This window comes from Gilliamella sp. M0320, assembly GCF_016101635.1.
GTDB lineage: Bacteria > Pseudomonadota > Gammaproteobacteria > Enterobacterales > Orbaceae > Gilliamella > Gilliamella apis.
Genome location: NZ_JACFQD010000007.1, coordinates 93,635 through 112,570 on the forward strand (window position 1 = coordinate 93,635; position 18,936 = coordinate 112,570).

The following is an 18,936-nucleotide window of genomic DNA, read 5'->3' on the forward strand; positions in this document are numbered from 1 at the left end:
TTATGAAATGTTTCGAAGTATGGCTGGATTGCGCATGCTTGATAGTTCAGTATATACTAGCGAACAATTTTACTTAGGGTTCTCTTTTGTGCGTTTAAATTCAAGTCAACAACAAGCTGTCGAATATGTTTCAGGGCCTTGTCTAGTATTAGCTGGTGCAGGTTCAGGTAAAACTCGAGTAATTATTAATAAAATCGCTTATTTAATTCGAGTAAAAGAATATTTGCCTAGACATATTGTTGCCGTGACTTTTACTAATAAAGCAGCTCGGGAAATGAAAGAACGGATAGCCCAATCCCTGAGTAAGCCAGAGGCAAGAGGGTTAAAAATTTCAACCTTCCATACCTTAGGATTAGATATTGTACGCCGAGAATATAAACATCTTGGTATTAAAGCTAATTTTTCACTATTTGATGATCATGATCAATTCGCATTGCTAAAAGAGCTTACCCTGCAATGGTTAGATGGCGATAAAGATCTTATTAATCAGTTACGTTCAACTATTTCAAATTGGAAGAATGATATTGTTGATTCAACCATTGCAATGGCGAGAGCTCAGACCAATAAAGAAAAGCTATTCGCTCACTGCTATCAACTTTACGAAAAACAACTTAAAGCATGTAGTATATTAGATTTTGACGATCTTATTTTATTACCGACATTGCTGTTAAAAACTAATGATGAAGTTAGAGAAAAATGGCAAAACCGTATTCGTTATCTATTAATCGATGAATATCAAGATACCAATACCAGTCAATATGAATTTATTAAATTATTGGTAGGTAGCCGAGCTAAATTTACGGTGGTTGGTGATGATGATCAATCAATTTACTCCTGGCGTGGTGCGCGTCCCAAAAATTTAATCTTACTAAAACAGGACTTTCCTCAACTAGAAGTGATTAAATTAGAACAAAATTACCGATCATCAGGAAGAATATTAAAAGTTGCTAATATTTTAATAGAAAATAATCCTCATATCTTTGAAAAGAAATTATTTTCCGAACTCGGTTATGGAGAACATCTAAAAGTCATTTCAGCCGATAATGAAGAACATGAAGCGGAAAAAGTGGTTAACGACTTAATTGGACATCGATTTGCTAATAATAGCCAATATGGTCAATATGCTATTTTATATCGGGGAAATCACCAATCTCGCTTAATTGAAAAAATGCTTATGCAATATCGAATTCCTTATCGAATTTCCGGAGGAACATCCTTCTTTGCCCGCATTGAAATTAAAGATCTAATGGCCTATCTCCGTTTATTAACTAATCCTGACGATGACAATGCATTTATCCGGATTATTAATACCCCAAGACGTGAAATTGGGCCAGCAACTATCCAAAAATTGGGAGAGTGGGCAAATCATCGCGGAGTTAGCTTATATCAAGCTAGTCATGATATGGGATTAACGGAATTACTATCAGGTAAACGAATGGAAACATTACATTCCTTTATTCACTGGTTTGATTCATTGATTGAAAAATCACATCTAGAGCCGATGGCTGCCATTCATGAACTCTTACATGGTATTCATTATGAAAGTTGGATTTACGAAACTTCATCTTCGCCAACTGCTGGGCAAATGCGCATGCGTAATGTAGAACAGTTAGTGAGCTGGTTAAATGATATGTTACAGGGTGATGATATCGATGAGGGATTAACTTTAGAGCAGGCTGTAGCTAGATTTACCTTGCGTGATATGTTAGAGCGTAATGAAACAGAAGAAGAACTGGATCAAGTACAATTAATGACGTTACATGCCTCTAAGGGGCTTGAGTTTCCTTATGTATATTTAATCGGCATGTCCGAAGGGGTATTGCCACATCAAACCAGTATAGATGAAGACAATATTGAAGAAGAACGACGGCTTGCGTATGTAGGAATCACTCGAGCACAACGGGAATTAACTTTTTCATTTAGTCGACAGAGAAAACAATTTGGTGAAACAGTTTATGTAGAACCAAGTCGTTTTTTACTTGAACTTCCTCAAGACGATTTAGCATGGCAAGATCAGCGCCATGAATTATCACCTGAGAAAAAGATGCAACAAGGGCAAAGTCGTTTAGCTATGTTAAAAGCACAAATAGCCAATGCTAAATAAAAGACCAATATTTCAATTGAGATAAGACTGTCATTGAATTGCTATCATAGTTTATTATTAAATCTGACCAATCAGCAATAATATAAAAAAATTGAGGAAAGGGGTTTTTTAGGCTTAATAATAAATAAATTTTATTTATTTTTAACAAAATACCCGATTTTTCATTAGAAAAATTTTGAACATATCAATTATGTCATTAAATTGATGATATTTTGACTATATAATCTAATAATCCATTAAAAAGCATTGACGGATCAAAATAGCTTTATATAATACTCTGCGTTATATCAATTCTGCTACTCAATGTCTCCTTAGCTCAGCTGGATAGAGCAACGGCCTTCTAAGCCGTAGGTCACAGGTTCGAATCCTGTAGGGGACGCCATTAAAATCTATGATAACTAATCGTTTACCGTCGCTAAGCTTAACTGCTGATTATCCTTGCTTTAATTCTGTGACCTCATTTTAAAATTTTACTTAATTATTTAGGGTTTTAATAAAGGTTTTTTGTATTATCTTTAATGCTTTATTATTATTTAATTTCTTTTGGTGAATTAGCTATTTTGATATTAATTTAGAGTAAGACAATTATAATTTTCGATCTGTTTTATATAGTGATTTATTTGCAATATCCATTTTGAATATGCTTTTAAATTTTCCTAACAATGATAGAATCTATGACATACAGAGATAAAACAATTTAAAAAGGAATTAAATATGGCGTTAAATGGCTGGGGAGTGTTTTTACTTACTTTGATTATTTATTGGTGGGTTTATTTCGCTGTTTTAGTTGTTGGTATATTTCTTTTATTCTCATCTCATAAATTTTTAAGAATTACTGGGATATTTTTTATAATTGTTCCTATATGTTGTTATCTCTTCATGTTTCTCTTCTTAATTTTTGCACCTAGATTTTCAGTTGGATAAAAAGAGCATAACATAACCAAGATTATAATAATTAAATGGTTTATTGTTGATTAAAATTAAAGCATAGTTAAAAAGATTAAAGTGATTTTGCTATATTCTCCTATTATTCAAAAAATAAAATTAATCAATAGTTATATCAGTTATGCTAAACAAATAACCCGCTAAAAAGCGGGTTATTTGTTTATTGCCATTATTTGATTTTAAAAATCAATATTTAAACCTAGTTGGAAAGTACGGCCTGGAGCAGTAAACATATCTAGGTATTTATGATCTGATGTACTATATAATTTATTATTACTTAGATAATCCCAATATTTTTGATCGGTAAGATTGTAGATGCCACCATTTAGCTTCACATTTTTGGTGATATTGATATAACCAGTTAAATCAACAATACCATGACCAGCGATTCTAAAGTAATCATCTTTAGATTTATCAATTGGTTTACCATCATTACCATAAGTTTCACGAGATGTTGCTTCGGCCTTTTTGCCTTTTTGGAAGGTTGCAGTAATCGCTACACCGTAAAACTTGTTTGGATCGTCCCATGCTAAGCCGATAGTGCTTTTCATTGGTGCAATGGAATCCATCTCAATATATTTATCACCTAAATAACTCGATTTTGATTTGCCTTGGTTATAACCAATTGCGAATCTGGCGCTCAAACCATTAACCGGTTCAATCCATTTTCCGATATTGAATTCACTGCTTAGTTCAGCACCATAAATATAAGCCTTATCACGGTTTTCAGATTGATAAACAATACGGTTACCAATGCCAACGAAGTCTTTTTTATAGCGAGTATAAGCTATAAAGTTTTTATATTTATTATAAAAAGCTGATGATGAAAGTGTCACACCCGATACAGGTTGTCCTTTTAAACCTAATTCAAAGTTGTCACTGGTTTCAGTTTTAAGATTTGAATCGCCTACTAATACATACATGTTGCTATGCGCTAAATAAGAGCCATAAAGTTGGTTCTGATTTGGCATTTGTGCTGCACGCTTATATTGCAAATAGGCAGTGAAATCAGGGGTAATGTCATACATAAATGCCATCGAAGGTAATACTTTAAAATCACTATTACCATTGTATTGTTTACCTAATTGACTACTACTTATTTTTGATAATGACATATTTTCAAGGTTACGCGGTTTAGTATTTTGGTAAACAGCTCTGACACCAGGAACTAAATAAAAATTATTACTGTCATTAACATTAAAGCTTATCCGATCTTCGAAGAAGCCACCAAGTTGATAACTACGGCTATCGGCTTGTGGTTTACTGTAATCCCCATCAGGGAATACTCTAGTATTTGGTGATTTAGCTGATGAAAAGAATGGTGATTCATCTTCACTCCATTTACCATTTAAACCAGCACTAATGCGTTGGTTATCATAACTTTTGATTAAAGTCGTAATAAAGTTATAAGCTTTGGTATTGTAGTTCGTTTGGGTATTAAAATTACCTTTAGTTTTATGACGGAGGTCGGTATTGTCATAAACATTGGTACGTTGATAATTCAATTGTGTGGTTAAACTATCAATCCAACTGATATTTGTCGGTTTCCATTGATCTTTAATTGCAAGATTGAAACGATTATTTTTGCTTCTTTGTTTATCAAATGATTCAACCTTTTTACCATATCTATCCCAAGTATCATAATGAGAATTTTTGGTTTTATTATTGTAATCAACAGTGGTGTTGATTAAATGTTCATCCGTCATTTGCCAACCAAAACCAGCTAAGATTGAATTAGAGTGCCAATTTTCTGGATAACTATCGATTGAATCGCCATAATTACGAGTTTGTTGACCATCGCGTCGACTTAATACCAAAATACCATTTAGATACTCATCACCACCCGCCATGGTTAAACCTTGGTGATAACTTCGGTCGGCACTGTCATAGTTGTTTTGGAAACCGAAATAGCTGGTTTTTCCCGGATAGAGGTAATAACTTGCGGTTTTAGTTTGAAATGATACTGAACCACCTAAGGCATTGTTAGCATTACTAACCGAAGTTGCGCCAGATTGGATATCAACTTTATTGTACATATAAGTATCAATATAATCTCGGCCAATACCATAAGATCCAAATCCAGCTCGACCTACTGAATTAACTCGACCTTGGGCGATGGGTAATGGCATACCATCGATATCGATTGAAACTCGGTTAGCATCTAAACCACGAATGTTATAACCGGTAAATCCACCACGGTCCCAACTACTTTTACCACTACTTGAGCCAGAAATGCTACCAGAAGCAGATATCAGCGGTTGATAACGCATAATGGTACCAAAATTAGTTCCACCATCACGGCGAATATCTTGCTCAGAAATTTCGGTATTTGTTCCGGATTTTTTCGTTGCTTCATGAGCGGTAACTGTAATAGTATCAATATCATTTTGCTCATTAGGTTTATCAGCTGCAATAGCAGGTAACGCTAAGGTTAAGGTTAAACCTATTGCTAATGAACTGGTATTTTTTAAATATCTAAACTTCAACATGTTAGTCCTTTCAAATCTGATATACTAAATAATAAAGTGCACATCTATTGCTTTAATTAATAAAAATTTTATTAAATTTTTTAAAATAAATTATTGCGGATAAAAACTTTGGAAGAGTATTTTGGCTACTTCATCAACTCGTGGGCCAATGCCAAATAAGTAGCTATCATCAATAATGGTAATTCGATTATTTTTAAACGCTGCCGTTTCAGTAATACCCGGAATCGTATTAACTTTATCTAAGCCGCCTAGTTGAACAATTGAATGTTTATTCAATATGATAACTTCTGGATTTAGAGTAATTAATGATTCAGCAGTATAACTTTTAAAGCTATTATGATTAGCAAGATTTTCACCACCAGCAATGGTAATTAATGCATCAATAGTTGTGTTTTTCCCTGCTACTGAGTTAGTTCCGCCCATGCTCATTAAAGCTAAAACCTTAGTTTTTTGTGGGTGTGTAGCAATTTTCGTCTCTAGATCAGCAAGATTCGTCCTGATTTGATTGATGAGCGCTTGACCTTCTTTTTGTTTATCTAATTTAACTGCAATTTTATTAATATTTTCGTAGAGTAAATCAATTGTTCCTGGTACACGTTTCAAAGCTAGAACATCTACTTTTGATTGATTAACTTGATTGATAATATTTTCTGGTTCAACATCAATTAGTGTGATAAACAGCGATGGTTTTAACGATAAAATGCCTTCAATATTTAATAATTTCCAATAACCGATTTGTGGTAATTGTTTAACTTGTTCAGGAAAACTACTGGTTTTATCAACACCGATAACTTGATCTCCAGCGCCAAGGGCAAACACAATTTCAGTAAGAGCACCGCCGGCAATAACGATTCTTTGATTAGCTGAACTGAAATTAATTAGGCTATTAATACTGAAAATTAGCAAAAATAACATAAATTTTTCCGTAAACTTTTTCTTCATTACTTATTTACCTACCATGGCTTAAAAATTAGACTGGATAATATAGTGAAAATGAGAACCATTATCAACATAAAATCTATAAGGATTTACAGCAGAAGAGCAAAAAAAAGCCAAATTTAAGAATAAAAATAAACTTTTTTTTAAATAAATAATAAATTTATAATCAATAAATTATAAAAACAAAATTGAAAATTTTTTTCAAATACTTCTAATTATTAGTTAAATAACTAACAATATACTGCTATAAAAGCAGATTAATTACCCATTTGATAATAATTTATAATGAATTTTAGTTGTTATTTTTTCTCTGAAAAAAACTATTTTTATCAACCTCACCAATCATTGGTGGAGTGATTATTTGTTTTTAGATTAAAAATCAATATCTAAACCTAGTTGGAAAGTCCAACTAGGAGCAGTAAACATATCTGGATATTTATGATCTGATGTACTATATAATTTATTATTACTTAAAAATTAATAATGAAAAAAACATTGATAAATGAGAATAATTATTATTTAATTCAGCAAGATTATTTTTATGAATGGAAGTTATGAAATCATTTGATGTAAGTACCTATTACGCTTTAAATTCGGTTTTACCTTTTAAAGATCGTTGGGCTGTGATGCCATTACAAGCAAGTTTACCTGTTCCGCCTCAAGAATTAGAGCAACAATGGAATAACCTACAAAATTCAAATTTAGCTGGCAAAAAAAGGCTAATTTATTTACATATTCCTTTTTGCGACATTCATTGTCAGTTTTGTGGTTTTTATCAAAATCCATTACGTAAGTTTGATACCAAAACTTATATAGACTATTTGCTACAAGAAATATCTTTAGAAATCAATAGTAAAGCAATGCAGTCAGCCCCAATTCATGCTATCTATTTTGGTGGTGGAACACCTTCTGCATTGGCGTCTGGACAATTAGCACGAGTAATTAGTTATTTTAAACAACATGCCCCTTTAGCGCCTGATTGTGAGATTACCATAGAAGGGCGAATTTCTGATTTTGATGATGAAAAAATTGATAGTTATATTGAAGCTGGCGCAAATCGTTTTTCAATAGGTATTCAAACCTTCAATACCGCAATTAGACAACGATTAGGACGCCAATCATCAGAAAAAGAGATTATTCAAGGTTTTGAACGCATTGCTGCGCGTGATAGTGTTGCATTAGTTTGTGACTTGATGTTTGGCTTACCTAACCAAACAACCGCTACTTGGCAAAGAGATTTAGAAATTGCTGATCAACTACCGCTTGATGGCGTTGATCTTTATTCTTTAAATCTTTTACCAACAACTCCGTTAGCGAAAGGGGTTGAAAATAGAAGAATTGAATTACCATCGGTTATTGATAAATTTGGTTTTTACCATCAAGGTGCTGAGTATTTAGCTAAACAAGGTTGGACACATCTGACTAATGCGCATTGGGCTAAAACCAGTCGTGAACGGAATTTATATAATTTTCTCATAAAGCAAGGCTCGCATTTTTTTGGATTTGGTTCTTGTGCTGGTGGTAAATTAAATGGTCAATCCTATATGATCCATCGTGATTTAAATAAGTATTATGCATTATTAGACCAAGGTAAAAAACCGTTGATGATGTTAACCGGTAAACCTTTAGTTGGGGACTGGTTGCACAAATTACAAGCTGGTATAGAAAAAGGGCGCGTAGATTTAATGCAATTAACCAATCAAGCTGAGCTCTTTGATCCACTTATCAAGCAATGGCATGAAGTCGGTTTGCTGCAAAATGAAGATCGTTGTTTACGATTAACTTTATCAGGACGTTTTTGGTCGAGTAATATAGTTCAAGCATTGCAGCAATTGTTATTGCAACTTAATAATCCAGAACATATCGAATTACAACAGAAGATGGCTCAAGCCAGACAAGCCATGCAACAAGGTAATGGTATGCCTAAAGCTCATCCTCATATGCAAAACATCCATTTAAAAAATAAATAATTAAGGAAAATTACTATGGTAGATAAACCAACTGTTTTAAATAATCTTGCAACTTATATGCAATCAAACCCAGAAGAATTATTAGAAAAAATAGCGCAAGATTATAAAGTGACACTTACACAAGTAATCCAAGCAATACCAGATGTTAAAGTTGTTGATGGTAGCAATTTTGATATGATTTGGGAGGAGGTAACAACTTGGGGTGACGTATTATTTTTAATTCATACCGGAGATATTATTGCCGAGATTTCAGGAGAACTTCCTCCAGGAACGCATAGTCAAAAATACTTTAATTTACGTCATCAAAAAGGTTTGAGTGGTCATATTAAAGCTGAACATTGTCTACATATTGCATTTATCGAACGAAAATTTATGAAAATGTCGACCGCATCAATAATTTTCCTCAATCATTTAGGCCAATCAATGTTTAAAATTTTTGTTGGTCGTGATGAAAAACATCAATTAAAAGCCGATCAGCTTGAAAAATTCCGAGCATTAGCCGAAAAAATCAATTAATTTGAAGAAATAATAACATGAGAACAGTAATTATTTTTGGTGTAAGCGCACATCTTGGTACTGGCTATCAAGTATCGCAATTAATCAAACAATGCCATCCAGAGTGGCGTTGTATTGCTTTAGTCCGCAATGCTAACTTTGCAAAACAATTAGCTCAACAAAATATTGAAACCTATGTAGGTGATGCAACCGACGTTGAATTAGTAAAGCAAATCGGTAAGCAAGCAGGTTGTGATGCAACCATTATTTCAACTTTGGGTGGCGAAACCGGCAATTATATTGCACAGCGTAATATCATTGATTGCGCAGAACAAGTAGGAATCAAACAAATGGTATTGGTGACCTCACTTGGTTGTGGTGATTCATGGCCAACCTTATCCTTACGAGCTAAACAAGCATTTGGTAATGCGGTGCGCGAAAAATCCTTGGCTGAAGTTTGGTTACAAACGAGTACCTTGAATTATGTGATCTTAAGACCCGGCGGTTTACGCGATGGTGAATTAACCAATAATGGTCAATGCTATTTTGCTCAAGAAGTTCACGGTTTCGTATATCGTAAAGAATTAGCCAAAATAATCATGGATAAAATTGCAAATCAACAATTTGATAATCGTGCATATAGTGTTGTTGACCCAAGCCTTACGGTAAATTATTAATTAAATTTATGAGGTTAATCGGTGCGCAAATCTAGTCCACAAATATTGTTATTGGGATTATTCGCTTTATTGTTAATCTTAATAATCTATTCAGCAAACTTGGGAGCATTAAAATTATCATTTATACAACTAATGAATATGTCATTTGATGATCCTTTATGGAATATCTGGTGCAATATTCGTTTACCAAGAATTATTTTAGCGATAATTGTTGGTATGGCATTAGCAAGTGCAGGTGCTGTGATGCAAGGATTATTCAGAAATCCTTTAGCTGATCCTGGCTTGCTAGGTATTAGTAGTGGGGCGAGTCTAATGGTCGGTATAACAATTTTATTTCCTGCTGTTTTCCCGCCAATTATGATGCTTTACGGCAAAATGGTAGCGGCATTTGCCGGTAGTTTATTTATTTGTGTTCTGATTTATCTTTATAGTCTTAATGAGCAATGCAACCTTGCGAAAATGATTCTGTTAGGTGTAGCGATTAATGCCATCATTGGCGCAGTAATGGGCGGCTTGAGTTATATCAGCGATGAATCACAACTAAGACAAATTTCTTTATGGTCAATGGGCCATTTAGGTAAAGGTTCATGGGATCTGGTGATTGTGTCGCTATCGTTAATTTTTCCAGCATTATTGTGCTTAATCAAATTGGCTCATCAGCTTAACATATTACAATTAGGTGATGAAGATGCTCATTATTTAGGCATTAATGTTGAACGCACTAAACGCTATCTGTTATTGCTTTGTGCTGTGTTAATTGGTGCATCAGTTGCAGTGAGTGGCATTATTGCTTTTGTTGGTCTAGTGGTTCCGCATATGATTCGTTTGCAAATTGGAGCAAATCATAAATGGTTAATTCCTGGTTCTGCGTTAGGAGGTGCATGTTTACTTCTGTTAGCAGATACCTTAGCTAGAACATTAGTTGCCCCGACAGAAATTCCTGTTGGTCTCTTAACTAGCCTAATTGGTGGTCCATATTTTCTTTGGCTTATTTTAAGACATAAATAATTGGTGGAACTTTATAGTGTTAATTGCTAAAAATCTGACATTTGCTTATAGCAGTCGAATGATAATTAACGATGTTTCTTTATCGATAAAATCTGGTGAAATTGTTATTATTATTGGTCCTAATGGTGCTGGTAAATCAACCTTGTTACGCCTATTAACAGGTTATCAAAAACCATCTTCTGGAGAATGTTATTTACTCGACCGTCCTTTGTCCCAATGGCCACAAAAACAATTGGCTAAAACTAGAACCGTGATGTTACAACAAAGCCAACTTACTTTTCCATTCAAGGTAAAAGAAGTTATTGCTATGGGGCGAGCTCCTTATGGTAAAGTCCATTTTAATAAAGCAATTGATGAAGTCATGTTACAAACGGATTGTTTACAATTTGCTGAACGCGATTATCGAGGATTATCTGGCGGAGAACAACAAAGGGTACAATTAGCAAGAGTTTTAGCGCAATTATGGCAACCGCAACCTAGTGAAAAATTATTATTTTTAGATGAGCCAACATCAGCTCTCGACCTCTATCATCAACAACATACCTTACGATTATTAAAGCAATTAGCAGTTAAACAAAAATTGGCAGTTTGTTGTGTTTTACATGATCTCAATCTAGCAGCCTTATATGCGGATAAAATAATTTTACTTAATAAAGGTAAAATTGTTGAACAAGGCACCCCTTCACAAGTACTGACGGTAGAAAATATTCAACGCTGGTATGGGGTTGATTTGGGTATTTTTGCTCATCCTAGCGAATCATCAATACCGCAAATTTATTTAAATCCTTAATAGTAAAAAATATCAATAGTAAAAAATATCGATTATTAATCATTCGCTGCATTTTAACGCAAAATCAGTATATAATTAAGCAAACTTAATAAATGGGGCTGATGATGACTAACGAAAATAGCGATAACTCTATTCTGGTTTCAGATCTACTTGCAGCACAACCTGTTTTTAGTTGCCAATTGGATGGTAAAGGAAAAGCAAATCCTTTGAATGATGGATCTAAAGCTTCTATTAAGCAACCATATTGGATACATCTGGATTTTGCTAAAAGTGAAACTATTAATTGGATTAATCAAACAAATTTAATACCTGATCTTGTTAAAAATGAGTTGATTAAAGCTAATCAATTTCCAAAGGAGATCCGTTGTGATTCAGGTATTTTAGTGGTCTTGAAAGGGGTCAACTTTACTCCAAATGAACTACCTGATCCTATTGTTACTTTTCGTTTTTATATTACCGATAATTTGATCATTTCAACCAGACATCAAAAAATAGATGCAATCGTTAAATTAAAAGAAAATTTAGAAAAAGGTATTGGCCCTGTTGATGTTGCCGATTGGCTGATACAGCTTTCAGAATTAATCTGTGATCAAGTGAATTTATCTTTTGATGGTGTTCACAATAAGATAATAAAATTAGAAGATTTATTACTAAATCAGCGGATTTTTTCCCATAAAGAGATCGGCAGAGTGCGCAAACAACTTTTCATACTGCGTCGTCTACTTTCGCCACAGCGTGATATTTTTGTAAAAATTTCGACCGAAAGAATATCTTGGATTGATGACAACGATCGTCAACGGCTTCATGATATCTCTAATCAACAAAATCATTATGTTTCTGAAATTGATAGTTGCCTAATCAGGATTGGTTCAGTTATGGAGCAAATAAATAGTATTTTGGCTGAATCGACCAATAAGCGTATCTATTTAATGTCACTATTTACCATTATTTTTACGCCAATTACATTTATAACAAGTTTACTTGGGGTTAATTTGGCCGGTATTCCTTTTAATGAAAAAGAGTGGTCTTTCATTGGCTTAATCGTACTATTAATTGTGATTAGCATAGTATCTGTTTTATGGCTTAAGCTAAAAAAATGGTGGTAAAGGCATTAACTTTTAAAATAAATATAAATAAAATATGATAAATATTCATGAGATTAGGAGTAAACAGAATATCAAATCGTTATTTGCAAGCGTACCACAATCACTTTTAATCGCCGATAGGCAAAGCGAACCACGCAATGCTTATACAGATAACGCATTACAAGCTAATTCGATAGCAATCAATATTGGTTGCTTGTTTTTTTTCGTTGTTAAACCGAAGCCTGAACTGATTAGTTATATTTCACAAAGATATTCTAAGGATGATACTAACATTGTTCTAATTAAAATTTATGATTAATAATAATTATTATGCAGTCTAATCAATCTTTTCGCTTATTTATTGCCGAAAAACCCAGCTTAGCTAGGGCTATTGCTGATGTTTTGCCAAAACCTCATCAAAAAGGGAATGGGTTTATAAAAGCCAGTAATGGTGATGTTGTTAGTTGGTGTATTGGCCATTTATTAGAACAAGCCACGCCTGAAGTATATGATGAACGATATAAAAAATGGGCAATTGATGATTTGCCTATAGTGCCTGATAAATGGATATTGATGCCTAAAAGTAGTACTGAAAAGCAATTCAATATTTTAGTGGATTTGATTAAATCTGCAGATCAGATTGTTCATGCTGGTGACCCAGATCGCGAAGGGCAGTTATTGGTGGACGAAGTGCTAAACTATTGTCAGCTAACACCAGAAAAACGTAAAACTATTCAGCGTTGCTTGATTAGTGATTTAAATGCCAGTGCTGTTGAAAAGTCACTTGAACAGTTACGTAGTAACCAAGACTTTATTCCTTTGTCTACTTCGGCATTAGCTCGAGCGAGGGCTGATTGGCTGTATGGCATGAATATGAGCCGAGTTTGTACTCTGGTCGGTCAACGTAATGGTTATCGAGGCGTTTTATCTATTGGCCGAGTTCAAACACCTATTTTAGGCTTAGTCGTTAGACGTGATTTAGAGATAACGCAATTTGTTCCTAAACCATTTTATGAAGTATTTGCTATATTACAAACCAAACATAACGAAATATTTAAAGCCAAATGGCAACCAAGTGAAGCTTGTGCACCTTATCAGGATGAAGAAGGTCGTGTCTTGGTTAAACGGTTGGCTGAAAATGTTTGCCAACGAATAAAAAATCAGTCGGGCATCATTGATAAAGTCAGCAACAAAAAGAAAGAATTAGCACCACCAATGCCGTTTAATTTATCAGCTCTACAAATTGAAATGGCAAAAAGGAATGGTTTAAGTGCGCAAGAAGTGCTTGATATCTGCCAATCTTTATATGAAAAACATAAGTTAATTACTTATCCTCGTTCCGATTGTCGTTTTTTACCAGAAGAACATTTAAAACAGATTAATGGTGTAAAAGCTGCCATCGAAAACAATTGTTCAGAACTGCAAACTGCGGTTAATGATGCTGATTTCACTTTACGTTCTAAAGCGTGGAATGATAAAAAAGTTGAAGCTCACCATGCCATTATTCCAACTTTACGTAAAACCAAAATGGATAATTTATCGACTAACGAGCAAGCAGTATATCAAGTGATAGCAACACAATATTTGGCACAATTTTATCCTGTTTATAAATATGCCGAATTACAAATAGATGTTGATATTGGTGGTGGTAAGTTCACTTCTAAAGCCAATCAAATGTTAAATGAAGGTTGGAAAGTTCTATTTAGAAGTAAAAATTATCAAGCCGATAGTGATAAAGATAGTGATGAGAACAATGGTTTATTAACCAAATTAGTTAAAAAAGGCGAATTAGTACAATGTATTGATACAGAGTTACTCAGTAAAGAAACACAACCGCCACGACCTTTTACCGATGCAACTTTACTTTCAGCAATGACGGGTATAGCAAGATTTGTTAAAGACCCTGAGATAAAAAAAATCTTACGCGAAACAGATGGGTTGGGCACTGAAGCGACACGTGCAGGAATAATTGAACTTTTATTCAAACGACAATTTTTGACCAGACAAGGTAAATCAATACGTTCAACACCAATTGGTCAGAATTTAATTCTATCATTACCCGAAAGTGTCTCAATGCCAGATATGACTGCACATTGGGAATTACAACTAGAAGAAATTAGTAAAAAGGAGTTTAGCTATCAGCAGTTTATGTATCAATTAAATTCATCTTTGCTGAGTCTGGTTGAACAACTAAAACATTCACGATTGAAAATTCAATCTGCATCCCCAAATATGAAAAAAGGATAATCGATAATATCGCAATTATTGATTATCCTTTTAGTTGATAAATCTAAACAATTTTAGTTACTCTGTTGATTCTTCATTTACAACTTCTTGTGAAACGATAGACTCATTTAGTTCGTGATTTTCAGCAAGTATATTCGTAAATTCTTGATTTGCTCTGTTTAAAAAGTCACTATCCTTCAAAATTAATCGATAAGTATTTAATCTTTTTAATGGTCCTTTAGCAAATTGACTAACTATAAAAATCATAATAAAAATTGTTAATAGAGAAATAATCACATTAATAATCCAAGCTGATTTAAAGATAGTATGCAAATTGGTTATTAACATAATAAATGTAAACAGACAAACAGCGGCACTTAAAATTACCTCTTTAATTAAAAAAGGTTTTAGTAGCGTAATTCGATTTTGTTTGATAGCAAAATATTGAGTGAATTGATTTAATTGTAATAGTTCAATAATGTTATGTTTATCTGCATTAACCAATGAGATAGCAATTCTCTCTTTATTAATATTACCTGATTTATAGAAGCAGACTTTTTCCCAAATTAGTTTCTTCTTAATGTTATTTAAATAATCTTTTTGATAATTTGGTTGTGGTGTTTTTTCTAAAATATCTGCATATTTAATAATATTGTCAAAGTAGTTTTTTGGCGTGTTTTTTTTATAAATAAAGCCAACAAAAGAGAGTGTAAAAATAAGAAATAAATTAAACCAATTATCTTGTAATAGTTGTGTAAGATCCATTCAGATTAACCAATGTTGATGACAATTGGGCAATTGTAACTGATATTATATAAAACAGGTATTAATTCTATACAATATTTTCTAATAACGGCATTATTAGTGCTGTTTTTAGGCAGTTATAAGTCTAATTTTACATATTATGTTGACTTCTCAAATTTAAAAGCGTATAAAGTGCTCGCCTTTGAGCTTTTCTTACTTTTTTAATTATAAGGTGGTTAAAAATGATGGTTAAGAAAAGTTGAAATACAAAGTGATGAGTTCAATTTACAGGAGAAATATGGACACTCAATCGGGTCACCCCAACATGTGGGGAGATAAATTCAAACACATCATTATCGGTTAATGAACCTGTCTAAATAGTAATTTTTTCAGTTCACGAGCCGAAATTGATAAAAACGGTAACGGTGAACGATATGCAATTTTCTACACGCTATCACACAAACTCAAAACATCATTGTGCTCATAAAGTACTTTTACGAGTATTGTATCTTACTGATAAACATTTAGAGCCACCTAGTTGTATCTAATTCTTAATTAAATTTATTTTTCAATAATTTTATTTCGTGCCAAGCATTAGCTTTATTGGCTAGTTATTGCTTTGCATTTAAATTTTGGTCAATTAAAACTTATTAATGCCTTGTTATGTTTAACTAAGGAATAGGTTTCTTTTGTCTAAAAAATATAGATAGGTACCAACTATGATTAAAAACAAATTTAAAGTAAAGACAGAAAATACTTTAACTATAAAAGCACTTGAGGAAGCTCAAAACAGTCTAGATAACATTTTATCTAAATTTCAATCAAGCCTTTCTGGTTTAACCCAAGAAAATGCCAAATCAAGATTGGAACAATATGGTAAAAATGAAGTAGCTCGGGAAAAAGTTCCTTCGGCTTTTGTTCAGTTGTTACTAGCATTCAAAAATCCATTTATTTTTGTCTTGTTGACATTAGCTATAGTTAGTTTTGTGACTGACTATTGGTTACCACTACAAAGTGGTGAAGAGACTGATCTAACAGGCATTATTATCATTTTAACCATGGTAACATTAAGTGGCTTACTCCGTTTTTGGCAGGAGTTTCGCTCAAATAGAGCTGCTGAGGCACTCAAATCGATGATTCGAACCACAGCTACAGTTCTACGTCGGCCAAATAAAAATATGCCAGCTGAACATATCGAAGTGCCTCTAAGTGATATTGTCCCCGGTGATATTGTATTGTTATCTGCCGGCGATATGATTCCAGCGGATATTCGTTTAATCGAATCAAGAGATCTATTTGTCAGCCAAGCAGTATTAACCGGTGAATCAATTCCAGTTGAGAAATACGATACTTTAGGTGCGGTATCGCAAAAAACAACTGAAGAGATCAATCCGGCCGATATTGATAAAGATAATGTTCTTGATGTCAATAATATCTGTTTTATGGGTACCAATGTAGTTAGTGGCACTGCAAAAGCGATTGTTGTTGCTACCGGTGCAGATACACATTTTGGTTCGTTAGCAAAATCCATTGTGGGTTCCAGAGCCGAAACTTCCTTTGATCGCGGCGTAAATAGCGTGAGTTGGTTATTGATTCGCTTCATGTTAGTAATGGTTCCGATTGTATTACTAATAAATGGTTTTACTAAAGGTGATTGGGGAGAAGCTGTTTTATTTGCATTAGCTGTAGCGGTTGGTTTAACGCCAGAAATGTTACCGATGATTGTTAGTGCCAATCTTGCCAAAGGTGCGGTAGGAATGGCAAAACGCAAAGTAGTGGTTAAACGGTTAAATGCGATACAAAATTTTGGTGCAATGGACATTTTATGTACTGATAAAACCGGTACATTGACCCAAGATAAAATTATCTTAGAACATCACTTAGACATTAACGGCCAAGTTGATCCAGCTGTGTTACAACTAGCGTGGCTCAATAGTTACTATCAAAGCGGAATGAAAAACTTGATGGATAAAGCAATCATCCGTTTTGCTGAAGAAAAAACCAGTGTTAAAAAAGTCGGTGTTGGTCTTTATCGTAAGATTGATGAATTACCGTTTGATTTTGTGCGTCGTCGCTTATCGGTGGTAGTACAAGGTAATGACGATAATCACTTAATGATCTGTAAAGGTGCCGTTGAAGAAATGTTATCTATTTCTGACTTTGTTTATGAAAATGGAGAATATTTACCACTAGATGAAAACCGAAAACAAGCATTAATTGAACTGGCTCATAACTATAATAAAGACGGTTTTAGAGTATTAGCTGTTGGTGTCAAAGAGATTTCAGCAGAACAAACTAAAACGCAATACAATGTCCAAGATGAGAAAGCATTGGCTATTCGTGGTTTCTTAACCTTCTTAGATCCACCAAAAGAGAGTGCTTATGAGGCTATTTCAGCATTAAGTGAACATGGTGTTGCGGTTAAAGTTTTAACTGGTGACAACGAAATTATCACTATTAAAGTGTGTCGTGAAGTTGGCTTAGAGCCTGGTATTCCTTTATTAGGTACTGAAATTGAAACAATGGATGATGCAGAGCTAAAAGTAGAAATTGAACAACGTACTATTTTTGCTAAGTTAACTCCGTTACAAAAATCTCGCATAATTCGATTATTACAAGATAACGGTCATACAGTTGGTTTCTTAGGCGATGGTATTAATGATGCACCAGCTTTACGTGATGCCGATGTTGGTATTTCGGTGGATACCGCAACAGATATTGCTAAAGAATCAGCCGATATTATTTTGCTGGAAAAAAGCTTAATGGTATTAGAAGAGGGGGTAATATGTGGTCGTGAAACCTTTGGTAATATCATGAAATACCTTAATATGACGGCAAGTTCTAATTTTGGTAATATCTTCTCTGTATTAGTGGCAAGCGCGTTTTTACCGTTTTTACCAATGCTTGCGATTCATTTGCTTATCCAAAATTTATTATATGATATTTCACAACTATCATTACCTTGGGATAAAATGGATGAAGAGTTTTTACAAAAACCACGTAAATGGGATGCACCAAATATTGGACGCTTTATGATCTGGATCGGCCCAACCTCTTCCATTTTTGACATAACAACTTATGCATTAATGTGGTTTGTCTTTGGTGCTAATAGTGTAGCAGCTGAATCGCTGTTCCATTCAGGTTGGTTTATCGAAGGATTGTTATCCCAAACCTTAGTGGTACATATGCTAAGAACACAAAAAATTCCATTTATTCAAAGCACAGCAGCATTCCCAGTGATTGTTATGACAATGCTAATAATGGCGGTAGGAATTTATATTCCATTCTCACCAATTGGCAGCTTAATTGGTCTACAACCATTACCATGGTCCTATTTCCCATGGTTGGTTGCAACATTATTGAGTTACTGTGTTGTTGCCCAAATAATGAAAAAGATTTACATCAAACGCTTTGGACAATGGTTCTAAAATAATAATCTTGATGTAAGTTATGCTTACATCATT

General features: G+C 33.7%; 12 protein-coding genes, 1 tRNA gene and 1 pseudogene. 11 read left to right on the forward strand and 3 right to left on the reverse strand.

Annotation, left to right across the window (positions count from 1 at the left end; translation table 11 throughout):
- Positions 1-88 precede the first annotated feature (88 nt).
- Together rep and H3T83_RS09650 are read left to right on the forward strand one after the other, a co-directional pair.
- On the forward strand, positions 89-2,104 hold the full coding sequence (gene rep, locus H3T83_RS09645) for a DNA helicase Rep (RefSeq protein ID WP_198215664.1): 2,016 nt from the start codon (positions 89-91) through the stop codon (positions 2,102-2,104).
- 305 nt (positions 2,105-2,409) lie between these two features.
- A tRNA-Arg gene (locus tag H3T83_RS09650) sits at positions 2,410-2,486 on the forward strand.
- A gap of 742 nt (positions 2,487-3,228) precedes the next feature.
- Here the strand turns inward: H3T83_RS09650 and H3T83_RS09655 are convergent.
- Both H3T83_RS09655 and H3T83_RS09660 read right to left on the reverse strand, forming a co-directional pair.
- Entirely contained in the window at positions 3,229-5,538 is a 2,310-nt protein-coding gene (locus H3T83_RS09655; protein ID WP_198215643.1) for a TonB-dependent receptor domain-containing protein, read from the reverse strand.
- A gap of 90 nt (positions 5,539-5,628) precedes the next feature.
- Entirely contained in the window at positions 5,629-6,480 is an 852-nt protein-coding gene (locus H3T83_RS09660) for a hemin ABC transporter substrate-binding protein (RefSeq protein ID WP_198215644.1), read from the reverse strand.
- A 542-nt stretch (positions 6,481-7,022) separates the two neighbouring features.
- Here H3T83_RS09660 and hutW point away from each other — a divergent pair.
- The 8 genes and pseudogenes from hutW to H3T83_RS09700 form a co-directional block, all read left to right on the forward strand.
- Positions 7,023-8,336, forward strand: a pseudogene (hutW, locus tag H3T83_RS09665) (heme anaerobic degradation radical SAM methyltransferase ChuW/HutW); the annotation flags it as partial.
- Between the two features lie 126 nt (positions 8,337-8,462).
- Positions 8,463-8,963 carry a heme utilization cystosolic carrier protein HutX gene (gene hutX / locus H3T83_RS09670; RefSeq protein ID WP_065651923.1) on the forward strand — a complete coding sequence of 167 codons (501 nt, stop codon included), beginning with the start codon at positions 8,463-8,465 and terminating at the stop codon, positions 8,961-8,963.
- A 17-nt stretch (positions 8,964-8,980) separates the two neighbouring features.
- On the forward strand, positions 8,981-9,619 hold the full coding sequence (locus tag H3T83_RS09675) for an NAD(P)H-binding protein (RefSeq protein ID WP_198215646.1): 639 nt from the start codon (positions 8,981-8,983) through the stop codon (positions 9,617-9,619).
- Between the two features lie 21 nt (positions 9,620-9,640).
- Positions 9,641-10,627 carry a FecCD family ABC transporter permease gene (locus H3T83_RS09680; protein WP_370528032.1) on the forward strand — a complete coding sequence of 329 codons (987 nt, stop codon included), beginning with the start codon at positions 9,641-9,643 and terminating at the stop codon, positions 10,625-10,627.
- 13 nt (positions 10,628-10,640) lie between these two features.
- A complete protein-coding gene (locus H3T83_RS09685) occupies positions 10,641-11,417 on the forward strand; it encodes a heme ABC transporter ATP-binding protein (protein ID WP_367642648.1) in 777 nt (258 codons plus the stop codon).
- A 104-nt stretch (positions 11,418-11,521) separates the two neighbouring features.
- Positions 11,522-12,523, forward strand: a complete 1,002-nt coding sequence (zntB, locus tag H3T83_RS09690; protein ID WP_065578048.1) for a zinc transporter ZntB — start codon at positions 11,522-11,524, stop codon at positions 12,521-12,523.
- A gap of 34 nt (positions 12,524-12,557) precedes the next feature.
- Positions 12,558-12,821 carry a hypothetical protein gene (locus tag H3T83_RS09695; RefSeq protein WP_198215648.1) on the forward strand — a complete coding sequence of 88 codons (264 nt, stop codon included), beginning with the start codon at positions 12,558-12,560 and terminating at the stop codon, positions 12,819-12,821.
- An 11-nt stretch (positions 12,822-12,832) separates the two neighbouring features.
- Complete coding sequence (locus tag H3T83_RS09700) at positions 12,833-14,749, forward strand: DNA topoisomerase III (RefSeq protein WP_198215649.1); 1,917 nt, start codon at positions 12,833-12,835, stop codon at positions 14,747-14,749.
- Between the two features lie 57 nt (positions 14,750-14,806).
- Here H3T83_RS09700 and H3T83_RS09705 read toward each other — a convergent pair whose 3' ends face one another.
- Entirely contained in the window at positions 14,807-15,493 is a 687-nt protein-coding gene (locus H3T83_RS09705) for a hypothetical protein (RefSeq protein ID WP_198215650.1), read from the reverse strand.
- A 698-nt stretch (positions 15,494-16,191) separates the two neighbouring features.
- Here H3T83_RS09705 and mgtA point away from each other — a divergent pair.
- Positions 16,192-18,900: a magnesium-translocating P-type ATPase gene (gene mgtA / locus H3T83_RS09710; RefSeq protein ID WP_086319956.1), complete on the forward strand. Its 2,709-nt coding sequence runs from the start codon at positions 16,192-16,194 to the stop codon at positions 18,898-18,900.
- Positions 18,901-18,936: the final 36 nt, after the last annotated feature.